This window comes from Streptomyces sp. A2-16 (genome assembly GCF_018128905.1).
In the GTDB taxonomy this organism is placed as follows: Bacteria; Actinomycetota; Actinomycetes; order Streptomycetales; family Streptomycetaceae; genus Streptomyces.
In genome coordinates this window covers 8,039,251-8,057,671 of record NZ_CP063808.1, presented here as the reverse complement: position 1 = coordinate 8,057,671, position 18,421 = coordinate 8,039,251, and the positions used below count along the sequence as shown (strand labels likewise).

Here is an 18,421-nt window from a genome sequence, read left to right as displayed (position 1 = left end):
TGCCTATCGGAACGCCCCCGGATACGTCTGCTCCCGCACCGACACGAACTGCTGCCGCACCGCCTGTCCCACCGCCAGCTCGTCGCCCGGCTCCAGGACCTGCCCGGCCGGCCCCTGCCACATCGGAGGGGTCCGCGGGTCGAGCGTGCCCTGCGAGGCGCCGAGCGCCCAGGCCGCCTGCCGGGCGGCACCGATCGCCGCGTAGTCCGCCGGCTGCGGCACCACGACCTGCGCGCCGAACAGCGCGGGCGCCGCGGACTGCACCGCGGACAGCTCGGCGGCGGCCCCCAGCAGGAAGACCCGCCGCACCTCGACCCCTCGCCCGCGCAGCACGTCGAGCGCGTCGGCGAGCCCGCACAGCATGCCCTCGAACGCGGCCCGCGCCAGGTGCTCCGGCTTCATCGACTCCCGCCTGAGCCCGGTCAGCGTCCCCGCGGTGTGCGGCAGGTTCGGCGTCCGCTCACCTTCCAGATAGGGCAGCAGTACGAGGCCGTGGGCGCCCGGCGTCGACTTCATCGCCAGGTCGGACAGGCTCTCCAGGTCGCCCAGCCCGAGCATCTCTGCGGCCCCGCGAAGGGTCCGTACGGCGTTCAGGGTGGTGACGACGGGCAGGTGCATGCCGGTCGCGTCGGCCAGGGAGGTGATCATCCCGCTGTTGTCGACGAGCGCCTCGGGGTGCACGGCCATCACGGACCCGGACGCGCCCAGCGAGACGACGGCGTCCCCGAGCCCGATCCCGAGCCCGAAGGCGGCGGCCATGGTCTCGCCGGTCCCGGCGGAGATCAGGAGCCCCTCCGGGGTCGTACCGGCCGCTTCCGCTGGGCCGATCACCTCGGGGAGCATCGCCTGGTGGCCGAGGGCCAGCTCGACGAGGTCGGAGCGGTAGGCGCCGGTGGCGGCGGACCAGTAGCCGGTGCCGGAGGCGCCGCCGCGGTCGGTGGTCCTTCTGACCGGCCGGCCCAGCAGCTGCCACACCAGCCAGTCGTGGGCCTGCAGGAGGACGGCGGTGCGCAGGGCGGCGTCCGGTTCGGTCTTGTTCAGCCAGCGCAGCTTGGTGACGGGCTGCGCGGCCTGCGGCACACACCCCACCGCCTGGGCCCACGCCTCGCGTCCGCCGAGCGCGTCCACTAGGTCGGCCGCGGCGACCTGCGCGCGCTTGTCGCCGCCGACCATGGCGGGGCGCACGGTGTTGCCCTGGGCGTCCAGGGGCACGACGGCGTTCTGCTGCGAGGACACACCGATGGCCTGAACGCCCTCGAGGAGACCGCCGCCGGCGGCTTCGCCGAGGGAGAGGAGCCAGGCCTGGGGGTCGACGTCGGACGGCCGGCCCTCGACCGGATGGGGCGCGTACCCCTGTTTGAGCACGGCACCCGTGTCCGCGTCGCAGACGACGATGCGAGTGAATTCGGGTGAGCTGTCCAACCCGGCGACTATCCCCATGGCGCAAATTCTATGGGCGTAGCGTCGTGGGGGTGCGCGCGGTTTCGCGGGCGCGGGACCGGCGGCGCCGACGGCGCCCCGCGGCGCGGCCGCGGATCGGTCCGGCCCCGTGCCCCCGGGTGGGTCGCGTCACCCTCGGTTCAGGTGTTGCTCGTGCCCCAGTCGTCCTGCGCGGTGCCGTTGGTGTTGCGGTCCCGCAGCGAGCGCACCCGCTGGGTGACGGACTCCGGCACCCGGTCGCCCACCTTGTCGCTGACCGCGTGGTACGCCTTGCCGGCGAACTGGCGGCCCTGCTGGGCGGCGGTCTCCGCGGTGTTGCGGACTGCGGGGTTCTGGGCGACCTGACGGGCGGATTTCTTCAACTGTTCGTAGCGCTCGCGCCCGGCACGGGTGCCCAGCACGTAACCCAGAGTCAGTCCGACCACGAACGTGAGCTTGTAGCGCATGGCGGCCACCCTCTCCTTGCGTAGGTATCCGGTGCGACGTCGGTGTCGGGGGAACCGATTGGCGGAGCACCCCCCTGCTTGCGCTAATGTATGTGTCGCAGCGAGCGCCCGCCCCCTGGCGAATACCCAGGGAGGTACGTTCGATGCAACGAGGCGATCCTCCGTAGCTCAATTGGCAGAGCAGCCGGCTGTTAACCGGCAGGTTACTGGTTCGAGTCCAGTCGGGGGAGCTTCGATCTTCCGTAGCTCAATTGGCAGAGCAGCCGGCTGTTAACCGGCAGGTTACTGGTTCGAGTCCAGTCGGGAGAGCAGGAAGAAGGAGGACCCCGATGGGGTCCTTTTTCATGTCCGCCGCAACCGTGCAGGTCACAGCGGAGTCCTCAAGGGCATGCGAAGTCGCCCCTGCGAAGCAGGAGATCGTATGAGCGGCTATGCTGCGGCAGACGGCGCGCACGCATGTACGCGACACGCCGCTATGGGGCGGTAGCTCAGCCGGTTAGAGCAGCGGACTCATAATCCGTCGGCCGTGGGTTCGAGTCCCACCCGCCCCACCACGCACCCCTGTGACCTGCGGAAACGTTCATTTTTGGGTGGCGGGGCGTCAACTTTGCCTGGACGGACTGAATCCGCTGCTGGTCCATGCTGCCTTCCCGGAGCCTCCTGCCTCAGGGGGCAGGTACTGTCCACGACTGGCCCGTGGGAAGCAGATGGCAGGACGAGTGCGCTGCGGACGCAGCACGCCGGTGGCGGAGCCTTCCTTCACCGACCTGAACGCGTACTTCGAGAAGTGGGGACCCGGACCTCTCGAGCCCGCGCGGCGACGCGCGGCGATCGCCGACTACGTGGCACTCCTGGTCAAACACCGCGCCCTCCTCGCGTTCCTGGCCAAGGAAGGCGACCGCCGGGACCACGAGCCCGTGATGCGCCAGTGGCCGCGGGGCGCGAAGCAGTTCGCCCAGCTCACCTACGGCAACGAGGAAGACCTCAGCGAGCGCCTCTACCTCGCCGCCGCCATCCGAGGCGGCCTTGCCCTCGCACCGGTCGGCTTCCCCGAGGTCGCCGACGACGAGCTGCGCGAGCACCTGCAGGTGGCCGCCGAGCGCCTGCTGGCCCGCCCCCGCCGCCGAACCGCCTGAGCGGCCAGGCGCAGGACGGAAACCGACGACTCGGCCGCGAGCTGTCGCGCTCGACCAGCGCGACCAGGCGCAGCTGCGGGAACCTGCCGCCGCACGGAGCGGCGTAGCAGGCCAGGGTTTCGCTCGTGCGCTCCAGGTCGAACCCCGGGCGATGACCAGGCGCCGCGCCTCGGAGGTGTCGATCGCCCGCAGAACTCGGGCTCGGGTCGGACCGCCCGTGCCGGTGCTGGCCTGGCTGCTGTCGTCGACGGCGGACAGGGCCCTGTGCCGGGCCTTCCAATCCGTGGAAGGAATTCTTCGACAGGCGCCTGGCGGGCGGTGACAGTGGAGATCACATTGTCCGTGATTCCGAGGTGATCAGCGATGACGACTCAGGCAACAGCACCAGTCGGGGCAGCCGAACAAAAAGAACTCCGCCGCGCGTTCTCGCTGTTCCCCTCCGGGGTCGCCGCGGTCGCCGCGCTCGTCGACGGGTCTCCGGTCGGTCTGGCCGTGAGCTCGTTCACGACTGTCTCCCTGGACCCGCCACTGGTGAGCGTCGCGTTCGGGAACCAGTCGCGGACCTGGGCGCGGCTGCGTGAAGTGAGGCAACTCGGCATCAGCGTCCTGGCGGACCAGCACGCGGACTACGCGCGCGTGCTGGCCGGACCCGGCGACCGGTTCGCCGGCGCCGACTGGACCGCCACACCCGAGGGCGCGGTGCACATCGGAGGCAGCGCACTGATGCTGAGCTGCTCGATCGCCGAACTCACCACGATCGGGGACCACGAGGTCGCATTCCTCCTCGTGGAGGACGTGCGTGCGCAGTCGGCCGTCGAACCGGTGCTGTTCCACCGCAGCAGGTTCCGCCGCGTGACCGACAGCATGTAGTGAACGCCCGTTGTCCTGATTAACATCGGGGACATCTAGGTGGACGTACTTGGAGTCTCGATGGCGCAGAAGCCCGGCGGCGAGTCCAACAGCCACGTCGGGCGCGTGTTCGGCCTGATGGATCTCCTCGGCGCGGAAACCTCGCCGCTCACGCTCAGCGAGCTGGCGCGCCGCGCGGACCTGCCGATTTCGACGGCGCATCGGCTGCTGGGCGAGCTCGTCGCGTGGGGCGGCGTGGAGCGCACCGAGTCGGGGACGTACCGGCTGGGAGAGAAGATCTGGCGCCTCGGCGTGTCCTCGGCCTGGGAGCGCGAGCTGCGCAGGACCGCCCTCCCGTTCGCCAATGAACTCGCCGCGCGCACCGGGGCGGCCGTCGCGCTGAGCACGATGATCGGCGACCGGCTCGTGTGCATCGACACCGTGCGCGGCAAGCTCGACAGCATCCGCCTGACGCACGCGGGCGACGAACTCCCGCTGTTCGCGACCAGCGCGGGCAAGCTGTTGATGTCGACGGTGGACAAGACCGCGCTCTCCGAAGCGCTCCGTACGCGCCTGGAGAGGCACACGCCGTACACGCAGGTCCTGCCCCGCCTCGTCGTGGCGCAAGTCGAAGCTGCCCGACAGGCCGGGTACGCCATCGCCCGCGCGGAGAGCTCCCCCGGGCAGTCCTCGCTGTCCGTGCCCGTGGCGACCGGGATCGACCGCACTCCGATGGCACTGACGGCGCTGGTCCCCGCGTCCGACGCGAACCTTCCGCGGCTGATCCCCCCGCTGCGGGAGTACGCCCAGCTGATCTCCCGGGAGATCGCGAACCCGGACTGATCATCCGGGGCGCCTTTCCGCATACTGGAAAGATCTCCTCGACCGTCCTCCCGCCTCCCGCGCATAGTCGTCGCAAGGTCACGAACACCGGGAAGCGGAAGGCCGTCTCATGTCTCTGGAACTAGGCATCTTCGACTCGTTCGATCTCGCCCACGGCAGTGTCGGGGAACTGCTCGACGACCGGTTCCGCTTCGCGCAGGAGGTCGAACGGCTGGGGTTCGGGCACTATCACGTGACCGAACACCACGGCACGCCGCTCTCGGTCGTCCCGTCGCCGAACCTCTTCGTCGCGGCCCTGAGCCGGATCACCAGCACGCTGCGCATCGGCACCCTGGTGAACGTCCTGCCCGCCTACGAGCCGTTCCGCCTGGCCGAGGAGATCGCCGCGCTGGACCAACTCTCGCACGGCAGGCTCGACTTCGGCGTCGGCCCCGGTGTCAGCTCAGCGGAACTCGGGATCCTGGGCGTCCAGGGCGATCAGGCCCGTGCGATCTACGAGGAGACGCTCACGGCGGTGACGACGGCGCTGCGCACCGGCCGGATGAAGCATCGGGGAACCCTGCTGCGCGATTACGACGCGGCGCTGTCCGTGCTCCCGGTCCAGAGCCCGTACCCGCAACTGTGGTACGCCTCCGGCAGCGCGGCCACCGCGGAGTGGGCGGCATCCAACGGCATCAACTTCGTCACGCGCTGGGAGAACGGCCGGGTCGCCGAGGTGGGCAACACCTTCTGGACGACCTGGGAGAAGCACCGCGCCGACGAGGACCGGCTCAATCCCATCGCCGGCCGGCCGCGTCTCGGCATCTCCAGCCCCGTCGTGGTCGCGGGCAGCCGGGCCGAGGCGGAGGACGTCTTCCACCGCGCGAGTGCCCTGCTCGAGCAGCGCATCCTGCACCTGTGGCACGAGAACGACGACCACCGGCTGGACGGTGTCTTCTCCGCTGAGAAGGTCCTGGCCAAGGGCAACGCGTTCGTCGGCACCGCGGACTCCGTGCGCGACGAGATCGTGGCGCAGATCGAGGCGTCCGGTATCAACTACCTCGAACTGTCGATCATCTTCGGCGACATCGGGCTGGCCGAAGCCACCTCCACCGCCAGGGCCGTCGCGGATCATGTCGCCCCGGCAGCCCGCGAGGCCGCGGAGAGGACGCTGCGCCTGCGCGGAGTCCCGGCCGCATGACGAAAGGCACCACGATGCGTGTGCACGTCGAATCAGGAGAGCTCGAAGGGACCGTCGAGGACGGTGTGGCCGCGTTCCTCGGTGTTCCCTACGCGGCCGGGCCCACGGGCGGGTCGCGGTTCCTCCCGCCCACCCTGCCGCCCAGGTGGGAGGGGGTCAGGCCGGCCACCCGATTCGGTGCGACCGCACCGCAGCCGGGAAGCCTTCGGGCTCGGATGATCCTCGGCCGGTCCGGACCCTCCGGCCCCGACTACCTCGTACTCAACGTGTGGACACCCCAGCCGGACCGGCGCGCGAATCTGCCGGTGCTCGTATGGATTCACGGCGGCGGGTTCACCAACGGATCGGGCGACGTGCCCGCGTTGCGTGGAGCGACGCTTGCCAAGGACACCGAAACCGTCGTCGTCACGGTCAACTACCGGCTCGGCCCGCTCGGCTTCGCCTGGCACCCCGAACTGACCGGCGACCACGCCAACCTGGGCCTGCTCGACCAGAGGGCCGCGCTCGACTGGGTCGGCCGCAACATCACCGCGTTCGGCGGCGATCCCAGCCGTGTCACCCTGGCCGGGGATTCGGCAGGCTCGATGAGCGCGGCCATACAGTCCGTACTGCCCGGCGCCGACACACGGATCGCCGCACTGTCCCTGCACAGCGGAGTCCCCCGCCTCACCGAACCGGACCCCGCGGCCGACGTCGTACAGCGCCTGGCCGCACAACTCGACGTACCCGTTCGACAGCTGGCAGAGCTCGACGACAGTACTCTGATCGCCGCCGCGTCCGCGATCGCCCCGACCCACCGCTTCGGCCCTGTCGCCGCGGGCGAACTCGCAGACGGCCTCCCCGCGCCCTCCGCGATCCCGACCAGGCTCAGCACCACGTCCGACGAGGGCACGTTCTTCGTGCTCGACGAACGCTCCCCGCGCCGGCTGACGTCGACCGAGGCCGAAGCCCTCGCCGCCGCGATGCTGCCCGGCGACGGCCATCGCCGCTACAAGGAAGCAGCCCTGTCACTCCCGCCGGCCAGAGCGGACGACCCGCATTGGGCGCTGTCCGCCGCCGTGACCAGCGCCCTTTTCGAAGAACCCGCCGACGCCTGGGCCGGCACCGCACCGAGCCGCGTCCGGCGCACCCGCTACAGCCGCCCCGCGACCCTGTGGCACGGCTGGCTCGGCGCCACCCACACTCTCGACGTGCCCGTACTGTTCGGCAACCACCACCACCCCGAACTCGCCCGCCTCTACGCAGGCGACGAAGGAATCGACGACGTCTCCCTCCGTCTACGACGCGACTTCCGAGCCTTCCTCCACGGTCACCCGCCGACGACAGAACGACCAGACGAGGACCACAGCGAAACCAGTCAAGTCAGCTGAGAAGCCGTTGCCTTTTCGATCGTGAGTGGTGGCGGTCGATCGCATGAGGAAGGGACCTCCTGAACAGCTCGTGGGTGTCGAATCCATGGAGCAACAGGAGGTCCCCTGGTGGCGCGGTCTTCCGTGTCGATTGCCGGGCAGGGTCCAACTCGCCCGCTCCAACGGGTGATTGCCTCGCGCCAACTGCCGGGCCGTCTCGCGTGCTTCACGCCGCGCGAAGCGGTGCGCGATCGCGTCCATCACCGCCCCGAACGCCTTCGCCCACCCCTGCTCGACTATCGCGGCCCCCACGGCCACCGTATGTTGGCTTCGTTCACGAGTTTCGACAGCAGATGTACGCCTCACCGCGCAGCGCGTGGACGGCGGCGTGTTCGATGTTCATGAGAAGTGACAGCGGCCGTGAGGCGGCTGGCCGAGCAGTCGCCTCCGCCGGTCGAGGACTGAGCCACGGTCACGGCCTGGTGGCCAACCAGACGGTCACGGCCGCGGTGGCGGTGAGTGCGACATTGAGTGTGATCCGGCGGTCTTCTCCGGTCAGGTGAACGGCGATCGCACCGGTCTGCAGAAGTACGAAGCCGATGGCTGCGGCCGACGCCAGCCAAGGAGCGGTACCGGTCAGCGGTGGCAGGATCAGACCGGCCGCGCCGAGTATTTCGACCGCCCCCAGCGCCCTGAGGGCGGGCAGGGGAATACGGTCGACCCAAGCCATCATCGGTCGGAGTTGATCGCGGCTGCGGATCACCTTCAGCGTGCCTGCGTAGAGGTAGAAGAGCGCGAGCAGTCCCGCGACGATCCAGTAGGCGATGTTCATGGTTTCCGTTCACGGGGGCCCCGGTTCGCGGGGTCCTGTCGATTGCGTCGAGTGCCAGGGAAGCCCCTGCAGACGGCCGGTCCGTCGCCCGAGGGGTTCGGACGCGAAGGCGGGAGCGCCACGGCCCCAGAGGCCGAAAGGCGGCCGGGCCGTTCCGTCCCGCCGACTTCAGGCGAGGTCGGTCGCGGGCTGTGTCGCGTAGCGGCTCATCGTGTCGATGTTGGCCTGCGGCGTCAGCGGCTGTCCGGATGCGAGCACCTCCTGAAGGTCTCGGAAGTACTGCACATACAGGTCAGGGGTGAATGTGCTGAGCATGACGGCGGGTTGGTCGGTCAGGTTGGCGAAGGTGTGCGGGGTGCCGGGCGGAACCATGACGAGCGTCCCCGCGGCGGCGTCGTAGTCCTCGTCCCCGACGGTGAACCGCACGGTGCCGGAAAGAATGTAGAAGCCCTCGTCGTGCAGGCCATGGCGGTGCTGCGGCGGGCCCTGCGTGTGCGGGGCGAGGACGGACTCGGCGATCGCGAGACGGTGCCCGGTGTGGCTGCCGTCCTCGAGAACGCGCATGCGTGTGGTGCCCAGAACGATCATTTCGCCGTCGTGGGGACCCACCACCGATACGGCGGGGTCGGTCTCCGGCTCGCTGGTCTTCGCTTTTTCGGTCATGGTCACAAGTGCACCGCCGGGACTTCGCCGGTGTCCAAGACCCATTCGGCGGAGCCGATACCTCATGGGTATCGTTGCAGCGTGGAGCTACGAACCCTGCGCTATTTCGTGGCGGTCGCCGAGGAACTCCACTTCGGCCGGGCCGCCACCCGACTGCACATGAGTCAGCCGCCGCTGAGCCGGGCGATCAAGCAGTTGGAAGCCGAGGTCGGGGCCCTGCTCTTCGCCCGCTCGACCACCGGCGTCACGCTCACTCCAGTGGGCGCGGTGCTGCTCGACGAGGCGCGAGCCCTGCTCGACCACGCCGACCGCGTCCGGGTACGTATGAGGACAGCAGCCGGCGTCGCGACTATCACCGTCGGCATCTTGGGCGACGGCGCCGACCCGGGAGTGGCCAGGCTGGCCGCGGCCTACCGCCGAAACCACCCCGGAGTCGACATCCGCATCCGCGACACCGATCTGACCGACCCGACGTGCGGACTGCGCGCTGGACTGGTCGACGTCGCCCTCACCCGGGCACCGTTCGACGAGACCGCCCTGACGGTGCATGCGCTGCGGACCGATCCGGTCGGCGTGGTCCTGCGCGCCGACGATCCGCTGGCCCGCCGCGATGAGCTGCGGCTGGCCGAGCTGCGCGACCGCCGGTGGTTCCAGTTCCCGCAGGGCACGGACCCCATCTGGCAGTCGTACTGGAACGGTGGCAGGCCGCGGGAGGGACCAGTGGTGCGCGCCGTCCAGGAATGCCTGCAGGCTGTGCTGTGGAACGGCACGGTCGGCCTGGCCCCGCTCGGACACGACCTGCCCGCGGAGTTCACCGTGGTGCCGCTGATCGACATGGCGCCGAGCCGAGTGGTGGCGGTGTGCAACGAAGGAGACACCAACCCGTTGACCCGATCATTCATCAAGATCGCGACAGCCGCGTACCGCCACTGAGGATCGGCAATGGCGCTGCCGCAGCTCGTGAACAATTCGAACGCTGCAGCCCTCGTGATCGCCTCCGGAAATGGTGAATATCTGCTGTCGCTTCTCGTGAACAAAGCCAGGCCTCGGTCGCACAGAAGTCGGCGGTCTCGGTGGCTGCCTGCCGGCGGGGCTCTGGCCGCGGCGTCGGTCTCGCTGTGGACGCTTGTCACGCCCAATGGCGCGACGGCCGCGACGGCGCGGGCGGCGCAGGAGGTCTGTCGTGGTCTGGCTGCGCCGTCGGTGGCGGGGGCACGGGTGGAGTCGATCAAGGCGACGGTGCGGCCGGCCGTACGAGCCTGCCTCGTCTCTCCGCCCGCATCGGCGGAGTCGAGTCCGTGCCACGCTGGTCGCCCTGGGCGCCTGCCGGACGGGACGTCCCTGAGCGAGCTGCGCGGGCGGCGCAAGGGTGAGCGGGTGTTTGTGTGCGTGATCGAGTTTCTCCGTCAAAGGCGCCGAGACCGGCATCAGCGAACTCTTCGCGCTGATCACGACCCTGACTGACCACTGAAGATCGAGATCCGCAGGACGCACGCCGGGGACGGCTCGCACGGGAAGGTCCGGCTGCACGCGGGGTGGCCGACGGAGAGAACCTCAACCGGTGTTCTCGGACTCGCCGTTGGGATAAAGCCTTCGTGTCGGCTCGGCGCCCGGCCCGCCCCGGCGAGGGAACCTCAGGGTGCAGTGCCGTCTCCCTGCAGGGTGAGCATTTTGGCGAGCAGACGGTTGAGTTCGGTTCTCTCACTCTGGGTCAGTGACGCCGTCATGGCCTCTTCCACCTGGACTGTTACGGGCAGTGCTTCGTTGAGGGTGCTACGGCCTTCCGGGGTGAGGTGTACGAGCTTGCGGCGCCGGTTGGCCGGGTCGACGGCCGCATGGATGAGGCCGGCGCGGTCCATACGGTCGATGAGGTAGCCGCAGGTCGACTTGTCGAAGCCGCCGCGTTCCCCGATGGTCTGCTGGTCCAGCGGCTGCTCGACGGCGAGCAGGGCCAGGACGGCGAGCTGGGGCGATGTCGGGCCTCCAGGCATGGCGCCGGACCAGAGCGCCGCGAAGCGCTGATTCGCCCGTCGCAGCAGGTGACCCGTCGCTTTGAGGGGGTCGAGAGAGTCAAGTCCCGCCCGACCCGGCCTGTTCGTGTCCTGCTCCTGCATGTCCAGCCCTTCACTTCTGCGCATCGACATTTGCGCTTCGCGCTTCCTCGCTCTACCTTAGTCCAAGCACGGACATTCCGTGTTCTTACATTCCGAGTGCGGAGTGTTGCTGGAAGGAGGGCCGATGCGACTGGTGGTAGGCATGACCGGTGCCACGGGCGCGATCATCGGCATACGGCTGCTGGAGGCGCTGCGCACGCTCGACGTGGAGACCCATCTCGTGCTCAGCCAGTGGGCCAGAGCCACGATCGAGATGGAGTCCGACTGTTCCGTCCGCGACGTCCGTGCGCTTGCCACGCGGACCTACGGCCCGAAGGACCAGGCCGCCGCCATCTCCAGCGGATCGTTCCGCACCGACGGCATGATCGTGGCTCCGTGCAGCATGAAGACGGTGGCCGCCATCCGTATGGGCTACGGCGAAGGGCTGATCGGCCGGGCCGCCGACGTCACCCTCAAGGAACGGCGCCGACTGGTGCTGGTACCCCGTGAGACGCCGCTCAGCGAGATCCACCTGGACAACATGCTGGCCCTGTCCCGGATGGGCGCCTCCATCGTGCCGCCCATGCCGGCCTTCTACCACCGCCCCGAATCCGTCGACGAGATCGTCGACCACACGGTCGCGCGGCTGCTGGACCAGTTCGACCTGGAACTGTCCGACACTCCCCGCTGGGAAGGCCCGCCGCCTCGGAAGAACGCTCCCGCCACCCCAAGCCTCATCTGCACCGAGGGAGACGCACCCGCCTCCCGGGAGGTATCTCATGCAAGCGCCCCATGACGATCTGCGCAGCTTCCTGAGCGCGCTCGAAGCCGACAAGCAGCTGCTGCGCATCGACCGTGAAGTCAAGCCCGAGCCCGATCTCGGCGCTGCCGGCCGTGCCGTCGCCAACCTCGACGGCAACACGGCACCGGCCCTGCTGTTCGAGAACATCAAGGGCTTCAGCGACGCACGCGTCGCGCTCAACGTCCACGGCTCCTGGGCCAACCACGCACTGATGCTCGGCCTTCCCAAGGAGACCTCCCTCAAGGAGCAGTTCTTCGAGCTCGGTGACCGCTGGCAGAAGTTCCCTGTGCCGGTCGACCGCCGCACCGAGGCACCGTGGCAGGAGATCACCGTCTCCGAGGACATCAACCTCTTCGAGCTGCTGCCGGTCTTCCGCCTCAACCCCGCCGACGGCGGCCCGTACATCGACAAGGCAGCCGTCATCACCCGCGACTCCGCCGACCCGGACAACTTCGGCAAGCAGAACGTCGGGATCTACCGCATGCAGGTCAAGGGACCCGACCACCTCGGCCTGCAGTCCGGACCCCCGCACGACTTCGGCCGCCACATCATGGCCTCCGACGGCAAGAAGACCGGCCTGCCGATCGCCATCGCCATCGGCAACGACCCCGTCCTGTCCCTGGTCGCCAGCACCCCGCTGGCCTACGACCAGTCCGAGTACGAGATGGCCGGCGCCTGGCGCGGCGGCGTCCCCTACCCGATCGTCAAGGCCCCGCACACCGGACTCGACGTGCCCTGGGGATCCGAGGTCGTCCTGGAAGGCGAAGTCCTCTACGGGGACCGCGAGTTCGAAGGCCCCTTCGGCGAGTTCACCGGCCACTACTCCGGCGGCCGCGCCCTGCCCGTCGTCAAGGTCCACCGCGTCCACATGCGCCGCAACCCGATCTTCGAACACCTCTACCTCGGCCTCCCCTGGACCGAGATCGACTACCTGATGGCACTCAACACCTCCGTGCCCATATACCGGCAGCTCAAGGAGGCGTTCCCCGAGGTCCAGGCCGTCAACGCCATGTACACCCATGGCATGGTCAACATCATTTCCACCAAGGTCCGCCACGGAGGGTTCGGTCGCGTCGTCGGCCTGCGCGCGCTGACGACCCCGCACGGCATCGGCTACTCCAAGCTCGTCATCGTCGTCGACGAGACCGTCGACCCGTTCAACCTGGAACAGGTCATGTGGGCCCTGTCCGTGAAGTTCAACCCCCAGCACGACGCCATCAGCATCCCGCGGATGTTCGGCAACCCCCTGGACCCTGCAAGCGATCCCCAGGGAATCACGACCCGCCTCGTCCTGGACGCCACGACCCCCAGGTCCCCGGACATCCGCGGTGAGGACGACCAGCTCATCACCCCCTACCCGGAGACCGCCGACTGGGAGCGCACCCTCAAGGAGATGCTGCGATGACCGCCGTGACCACACCTCACATCTGCCCCCGCTGCAGCTCGCCGAACATCAGCCTGGTCGCCGAGTCGCCCCTCCCCGGGCACTGGGTCATGCGCTCCTGCTCCCGGTGCTGGTACGCCTGGCGGTCCACCGAACCCGCCGCCGCCTCCGACCCCGACGCCTATCCCGAAGACTTCCGCCTGACCCCCGACGACATCCAGCACGCCCCGCGCCTCGTCTAGGGCGCGTGTCGAGGATCCGTATCAAGGGCGCCGGTGAACAGTCGGTGGGTTCCGGCAGCTCACGCATGCGCGGCACTTCACTCACGTCCACGTGATCAGCAAATCCCCCAGTCGGTAAGTCCATCGACTTACCTCGCGTCTCGACAAGGAACAGACACATGAATCGTCTTGCGGGCAAGCGCGCCCTCATCACCGGCGGCACGAGCGGGATCGGTCTGGAGACCGCGCAGCGTTTTGTCGCGGAGGGGGCGGACGTGCTGGTCACAGGCGTGACCCCGGCCAGCATCGACAAGGCGCGACAGGTCCTCGGGGACAAGGTGCCGGTGGTCCGGGCGGATGCGCGCGATCTCGATGCGCAGCGCGGCCTGGCGGAGCGGGTGCGTGAGCACTTCGGAGAGCTGGACGTGGCCTTCCTGAACGCCGGCGTCTCGGACTGGCGGCCGTTCGAGGACCACACGGAGGACAGTTTCGACCGGCTCTTCGACATCAACGTCAAGAGCGTCTTCTTCCTCACGCAGGCCCTGATACCCGTGCTGGCCAACCCGTCCTCGGTCATCCTCAACTCGTCCAACAGCGCGCACGGCGGCTACGGGCGGGCGAACGCCTACGCGGCGACGAAGGCTGCTGTCAGCTCCCTGATGCGGTCGTGGAACGCGGACCTGCTCAAGTCGCACGGCATCCGGTTCAACGCGATCAGCCCTGGGCCGGTGGACACCCCGCTGTACTCCAAGTTCGGAGAGCAGCGCGCGGCGATGCTGGAGGCGATCAGCTCCGGCATCCCTGTGGGACGCATGGGTATGCCCGGAGAGATCGCGGAAGCCGTCGTGTACCTGGCCTCCGATGCCTCGGCCTTCACCGTGGGCCAGGACCTTGTCCTGGACGGTGGCCAGGCCGTCCTCTGACAGCGAGGGTGCGCTGGGAGACGGGCGGGGCCGGGTATCACGCGCAGATCAAAGCGGAGTTCCGCGCTCATCATCCGCGCCGCCCGCGACCTCTTCCTCGCCCAGGGATACGACAAGACCTCCCTGGCCCAGAACACCAGGGAGGCCCGCGTCTCCACCGGCACCCTCTTCATGTGCAGTACGTCGAGCCGCCTCCGCCCGGCGATCCCGGAACGGCCTGACTCACATCGGCCGCGACTACACCTGCCTGGTCTCGCGGCCCGGCACGGCGGCGCTGTGCCGCCCCATCAGCACCGAGCTTCCCCAGACGCCGGAACTCGCTGACATCGTCGGCACCGGCTCAGCCGTCGATCGCGGTCCCTTCTTCGACCGGCTCTGCGACTACCTCGAGGCCGAAGTACAAGCCGGCACCCAACTCGTAGGGACCGTGCGCTGAGCGTCGGCGGGCGTCGCGGACGACGTGCCATTCGGCGAACGAGCGGATGAGATTGACGTGCCGTGGTGGCAGTTCGGCCACGGTCCGCGCGACCCAGTCGGTGAAGAGGGCGAGATTCTCATGTCCGGTCGGTAGAAGAGTTCGTGAGTCCATCGAACGGTTGAATGCGGTCCCGGCTTACGGGTGACGCGGAACAGGGCCTCCTCCCGCGAGACTTGCCAGATCGTCGAGCCTGAGTCGCCGATGAATCGCAGATCAGACACGAGGAGAGGACTCCCACCATGTCCAGGGACTTCAGCAGGCGTCGGCTGATCGCCGCAGGCGCGGGCGTCGCGTTCGCCGGGGCCGCCGCCGGGCAGGCGTCTGCCGCGCCCGGCGCCCGAAGCGCCGGGGCTTCCCTGTTCGGAGTCCGTGAGGAGCGGCGCTCCCTGGAAGAGCTGTACGAGGCTGCCGTCGCCGAGGGCGGCAAGCTCGTCCTCTACCAGGGCGGCGACGTCGACAGCCAGGCCGCCGGCGTTCGGACCGCATGGGCCGCTGCCTTCCCCGAGGTCGAGCTGACGGTCGCCGTCGACTACAGCAAGTACCACGACGTCCGGGTCGACAACCAGCTCGCGACCGGCACCCTGGTCCCCGACGTCGTCCAGTTGCAGACCCTCCAGGACTTCACCCGCTGGAAGCGTCAGGGCAAGCTGCTGCCCTACAAGCCGGCCGGTTTCTCCGAGGTGCACAAGGGCTTCAAGGACCCCGACGGCGCGTGGACGGCGTTGATGGTCATCGCCTTCAGCTTCATGTACGACATTCAGGCCGCCGGCGCCCAGGCCCCGAAGACCGCCGCCGACCTGGTCGACGCCCGCTGGAGGAACGCCATCGCGTCCTCCTACCCCCACGACGACGACGCGGTTCTCTACCTCTACAGCCTCTACCAGCGCACCTACGGCTGGGACTGGGTGGCCGCCTTCGCGGCCCAGCAACCGCAGTTCGCGCGCGGCACCCACACCCCTGGCGCCGCGGTCACCGGCCGGCAGAAGACCATCGGCGTCGGTGGCTCCGGCAGCGCGGTCTCCACCTCGACCACACTGAAGTGGGTCCTCCCGGACGATGCGCCCTTCATGGCCTGGGGCCAGCGCGCTGCGATCCTCAAGCAGGCCGCTCATCCGGCGGCGGCCAAGCTCTACATGAACTGGCAACTGTCCGAGGCTCGCCAGAAAGCGGCCTTCAACGGCTGGTCGGTCCGCGAGGACATCACTCCGAACGCGAGCCTCAAGCCCGTCTGGGACTTCCCGAACGCTCACGTCGACGGCTTCCCGAAGTTCATGGAGGACCGGGCCGAGGTCGAGCGCCTGAAGCAGACCTTCGCCCTGTACTTCGGTGAGGTCAAGGGCGACCCGTCGCCGGGGTGGTTGGGCCTGCACCCGGGGCGGTGACCACGTGGAGGGTGGTTTACCGGGGGCACACAGACGCGTCCTAGACTCCTGGCACCGTTGTCGACTGCGTTCGGCCCGCCGCAGGGAGCCCGTGTGTCCCCTTCCCACCCCGTCGCTCAGCGACGGCAGTTCCCGACCGTGCGGCACTTCGCGCACCTGGTCTTCCTGCTTCCGGTCGCGGGCACTCTCGTGCGGCTCGTCGAGCTGAACAGCGAGTTGTGCTGGAGGGTCGCACCGGCCACCGCCGCCCTCGGCCTGCTCTACATGGCCGGGCCGGCCCGCTGGGACCGTTTCGGTGCCGCGGGACGGCCGGTCTGGCTGTGGACGCTGGTACTTCTGTGGGCCTGGACCTCCTGGGAGATCCCGGTACCACTCGCCTTCGCCTACACATGGCTCGCTGTTCCGCTGGCGGTGCTGGCACTGCGGATGCCCGGGCGCGGGGTGACGGTCGCGACGGTGGGCGCGATCACGGCCGGGCTGCTCGCCTCGCTGGTACGGATCGGCGGCGTCGACGCCGATGTGCTGGGACCCCCGCTAGCCGCCCTTGGCGCCACGGTCGTCCTCTACCGTTCCCAGCAACGTTTGAACAGCCAACTGGAGTCCACGCGCGGTGAGTTGGCGAACCGTCAGCGTGAGGCCGGACGGCTCGCCGAGCGGGCGCGAATCGCCCGGGACCTGCACGACACCCTCGCTCAGGAACTCGCGGGCAGCCGCATGCTCCTCCAGGCCGCCGAACGGGACTGGCAGCGCAACCCGGACGCCGCCCTGCGCCAGGTGCGTGCTGTCTCCCAGGCCCTCGGTGCGCACCTGGAGGAGACCCGGAGCATCATCAGCGACCTCACACCGCCCGCCCTGGAGCGGGACGACCTGGAAACCGCCCTGCGCGGGCTGTGCACCCGCCTGCAGTCCGCCACCACCGCACCGCACGTCGCCTTTCGTGCGGAAGGAGCACCTCACCTCCTGCCCACCGAACGTGCCGTGACGCTGCTGCGCGTGGCTCAGGGCCTGCTCGCCAATGCCCGCGAACACGCCCGGGCGACCCACGTCCATGTCACTCTCACCCACGGGGACGGCTGGGCGGCTGTCGAAGTCCGTGACAACGGACGGGGCTTCGACCAACGGATCGCTCAACCCGTACGCCCGAACCGGGGGTTCGGACTGGTCGCCGCCAGGGAACGCCTGAGCTCCCTCGGCGGCACGCTCACCGTCGACAGCACCCCGGGCCACGGCACCAGCGTCCGGGCCGTACTGCCGGTGGCCGACCGCGACCTGGTCGGCGCCTCGTGACCGAGAAGACGCTGCGGGTGCTGATCGTCGACGACCACACCGTTGTACGAGCCGGTCTGCGTGCTCTTCTGGAGGGCGAGCCAGGCCTCGATGTGATAGCCGAGACGGGCGATGGCAGGGAGGCCGTACGGCTGGCCCAGCGACTGCGGCCCGACGTGGTGCTCATGGACCTGCGGCTGTCGGACGCCGCAACGTCGGACGACGGCTTCGGCGGGATCGAGGCGACACGCCGTATCACCGCCGCCGCACCGGGCGTCCATGTCGTCGTGCTGACCAGCTACAGCGGTCGTGGCGATGTCGTCCGCGCCGTCGAGGCGGGCGCCCGGGGTTACATCCTCAAGGCCGGCCCGCCCGAGGAGCTGTTCCGTGCCGTGCGCGCCGCAGCGGCCGGCGGCATGGGCTTGGCCCCCGAGGCGGCGGCTCGCCTCGTGGGTCGGTCCGCCGAACCGGGGCCCGTGTTCACCGATCGTGAGTCCGAGGTCGTTCGACTGCTCGCCGAGGGGCTCAGCAACCGGGCCATCGCCTCGGCCCTGTTCGTCACGGAAGCCACGGTCAAGACCCACCTGGTCAGGATCTATCGCAAGCTCGGCACCGAGAACCGGGCCGGCACGGTCAGTGAGGCCGTGCGGCTAGGACTGCTCGAACTGGACGTGGGCTGACCGTTCGGGGGATACCGCGTGCAGCTCCGTGGCCGTGCTGATCAGCAGGACGCAGAAGCACTCCGGCCGCCGTCGATCCACGGAGCAGCCGGCCCCTGTCATGCGCCGTGCCAGACCGGACAGACGGTCGGAAGCGTCGGCCACGAGCAATGACGAGCCAGGTGCCGTGCCGGGCCGATCCCTCACCTGACTCAGGACGGCCAGAAAGATTCCCAGCACGCCCGGCTGCTCGTCGGTGAGCAACGCGCCGGCCTCTCGGACGACGACCGTCAGGTCGTGGTCCGCGTTGTCCACCACCGTGCGCAGGCAGTCGAGGAAGGCGTCCCAGCGGTGGCCGAACCAGTCCGGGAATCCGAGCCGGGCGCCCATTCGGGTCCTCGATCCGTTGATCAAGGCGTCGGACGGCTCAACTGCGATGCTCCGGAGCCGCGTTGCTCATCCATCCTGCGGTGCT

Annotated in this window: 20 protein-coding genes and 3 tRNA genes; 17 read left to right on the top strand and 6 right to left on the bottom strand. The window is 69.3% G+C overall.

All coding sequences use genetic code 11. From position 1 onward, the window contains the following. Positions 1–3 precede the first annotated feature (3 nt). Together IOD14_RS36205 and IOD14_RS36200 are read right to left on the bottom strand one after the other, a co-directional pair. Complete coding sequence (locus IOD14_RS36205; protein WP_174269118.1) at positions 4–1,440, bottom strand: FGGY family carbohydrate kinase; 1,437 nt, start codon at positions 1,438–1,440, stop codon at positions 4–6. 140 nt (positions 1,441–1,580) lie between these two features. Continuing rightward, positions 1,581–1,886, bottom strand: a complete 306-nt coding sequence (locus IOD14_RS36200) for a YtxH domain-containing protein (RefSeq protein ID WP_123988990.1) — start codon at positions 1,884–1,886, stop codon at positions 1,581–1,583. A gap of 157 nt (positions 1,887–2,043) precedes the next feature. Here IOD14_RS36200 and IOD14_RS36195 point away from each other — a divergent pair. From IOD14_RS36195 to IOD14_RS36160, 8 genes are all read left to right on the top strand, one after another. Next, a tRNA-Asn gene (locus IOD14_RS36195) sits at positions 2,044–2,116 on the top strand. Between the two features lie 6 nt (positions 2,117–2,122). Beyond that, positions 2,123–2,195 (top strand) — tRNA-Asn (locus IOD14_RS36190). Positions 2,196–2,363: 168 nt separating this feature from the next. Beyond that, positions 2,364–2,440, top strand: a tRNA-Ile gene (locus IOD14_RS36185). A gap of 153 nt (positions 2,441–2,593) precedes the next feature. Next, complete coding sequence (locus tag IOD14_RS36180; RefSeq protein ID WP_123988989.1) at positions 2,594–3,022, top strand: hypothetical protein; 429 nt, start codon at positions 2,594–2,596, stop codon at positions 3,020–3,022. A gap of 363 nt (positions 3,023–3,385) precedes the next feature. Then, positions 3,386–3,892, top strand: a complete 507-nt coding sequence (locus IOD14_RS36175) for a flavin reductase family protein (protein WP_212672506.1) — start codon at positions 3,386–3,388, stop codon at positions 3,890–3,892. Positions 3,893–3,952: 60 nt separating this feature from the next. Then, positions 3,953–4,714, top strand: coding sequence for an IclR family transcriptional regulator (locus IOD14_RS36170; RefSeq protein WP_123988987.1), 762 nt, complete (start codon positions 3,953–3,955; stop codon positions 4,712–4,714). Positions 4,715–4,823: 109 nt separating this feature from the next. Continuing rightward, positions 4,824–5,894 (top strand): LLM class flavin-dependent oxidoreductase, encoded by a 1,071-nt coding sequence (locus tag IOD14_RS36165; RefSeq protein WP_212672505.1) that lies wholly within the window; start codon positions 4,824–4,826, stop codon positions 5,892–5,894. Next, positions 5,891–7,264 carry a carboxylesterase family protein gene (locus IOD14_RS36160; RefSeq protein ID WP_212672504.1) on the top strand — a complete coding sequence of 458 codons (1,374 nt, stop codon included), beginning with the start codon at positions 5,891–5,893 and terminating at the stop codon, positions 7,262–7,264. Before IOD14_RS36165 ends, IOD14_RS36160 begins: the two co-directional genes overlap by 4 nt. A gap of 451 nt (positions 7,265–7,715) precedes the next feature. Here IOD14_RS36160 and IOD14_RS36155 read toward each other — a convergent pair whose 3' ends face one another. Together IOD14_RS36155 and IOD14_RS36150 are read right to left on the bottom strand one after the other, a co-directional pair. Next, positions 7,716–8,075, bottom strand: coding sequence for a DoxX family protein (locus IOD14_RS36155; RefSeq protein ID WP_212672503.1), 360 nt, complete (start codon positions 8,073–8,075; stop codon positions 7,716–7,718). A gap of 168 nt (positions 8,076–8,243) precedes the next feature. Beyond that, on the bottom strand, positions 8,244–8,738 hold the full coding sequence (locus tag IOD14_RS36150) for a cupin domain-containing protein (RefSeq protein WP_174269117.1): 495 nt from the start codon (positions 8,736–8,738) through the stop codon (positions 8,244–8,246). Between the two features lie 81 nt (positions 8,739–8,819). Between IOD14_RS36150 and IOD14_RS36145 the strand changes: the two genes are divergently transcribed. Then, positions 8,820–9,671, top strand: a complete 852-nt coding sequence (locus tag IOD14_RS36145) for a LysR substrate-binding domain-containing protein (RefSeq protein WP_249126154.1) — start codon at positions 8,820–8,822, stop codon at positions 9,669–9,671. Positions 9,672–10,372: 701 nt separating this feature from the next. Here the strand turns inward: IOD14_RS36145 and IOD14_RS36140 are convergent. Next, entirely contained in the window at positions 10,373–10,882 is a 510-nt protein-coding gene (locus IOD14_RS36140; RefSeq protein ID WP_123988981.1) for a MarR family transcriptional regulator, read from the bottom strand. Between the two features lie 94 nt (positions 10,883–10,976). On the opposite strand from IOD14_RS36140, the gene IOD14_RS36135 reads away from it, so the two are divergent. The 8 genes from IOD14_RS36135 (at position 10,977) to IOD14_RS36100 (ending at position 17,967) form a co-directional block, all read left to right on the top strand. Continuing rightward, positions 10,977–11,627 carry a UbiX family flavin prenyltransferase gene (locus IOD14_RS36135; protein WP_212672502.1) on the top strand — a complete coding sequence of 217 codons (651 nt, stop codon included), beginning with the start codon at positions 10,977–10,979 and terminating at the stop codon, positions 11,625–11,627. Further along, positions 11,611–13,038 (top strand): non-oxidative hydroxyarylic acid decarboxylases subunit C, encoded by a 1,428-nt coding sequence (locus tag IOD14_RS36130; protein WP_212672501.1) that lies wholly within the window; start codon positions 11,611–11,613, stop codon positions 13,036–13,038. Before IOD14_RS36135 ends, IOD14_RS36130 begins: the two co-directional genes overlap by 17 nt. Further along, positions 13,035–13,259 (top strand): non-oxidative hydroxyarylic acid decarboxylases subunit D, encoded by a 225-nt coding sequence (locus IOD14_RS36125; protein WP_212672500.1) that lies wholly within the window; start codon positions 13,035–13,037, stop codon positions 13,257–13,259. The genes IOD14_RS36130 and IOD14_RS36125 overlap by 4 nt, the downstream gene beginning before the upstream one ends. Positions 13,260–13,417: 158 nt before the next feature. Beyond that, the gene (locus tag IOD14_RS36120) at positions 13,418–14,161 is read left to right on the top strand and encodes an SDR family oxidoreductase (protein ID WP_123988977.1); all 744 of its coding nucleotides are present in this window, start codon (positions 13,418–13,420) and stop codon (positions 14,159–14,161) included. A 36-nt stretch (positions 14,162–14,197) separates the two neighbouring features. Then, positions 14,198–14,485 carry a helix-turn-helix domain-containing protein gene (locus IOD14_RS44600; protein ID WP_349252451.1) on the top strand — a complete coding sequence of 96 codons (288 nt, stop codon included), beginning with the start codon at positions 14,198–14,200 and terminating at the stop codon, positions 14,483–14,485. A gap of 393 nt (positions 14,486–14,878) precedes the next feature. Beyond that, positions 14,879–16,021 (top strand): ABC transporter substrate-binding protein, encoded by a 1,143-nt coding sequence (locus IOD14_RS36110; RefSeq protein WP_123988976.1) that lies wholly within the window; start codon positions 14,879–14,881, stop codon positions 16,019–16,021. A 93-nt stretch (positions 16,022–16,114) separates the two neighbouring features. Beyond that, on the top strand, positions 16,115–17,308 hold the full coding sequence (locus IOD14_RS36105) for a sensor histidine kinase (RefSeq protein ID WP_123988975.1): 1,194 nt from the start codon (positions 16,115–16,117) through the stop codon (positions 17,306–17,308). Further along, positions 17,305–17,967, top strand: coding sequence for a response regulator transcription factor (locus tag IOD14_RS36100; RefSeq protein WP_249126153.1), 663 nt, complete (start codon positions 17,305–17,307; stop codon positions 17,965–17,967). Before IOD14_RS36105 ends, IOD14_RS36100 begins: the two co-directional genes overlap by 4 nt. Here IOD14_RS36100 and IOD14_RS36095 read toward each other — a convergent pair. Further along, entirely contained in the window at positions 17,938–18,336 is a 399-nt protein-coding gene (locus IOD14_RS36095; RefSeq protein WP_123988973.1) for a barstar family protein, read from the bottom strand. The genes IOD14_RS36100 and IOD14_RS36095 overlap by 30 nt on opposite strands. Positions 18,337–18,421 lie beyond the last annotated feature (85 nt).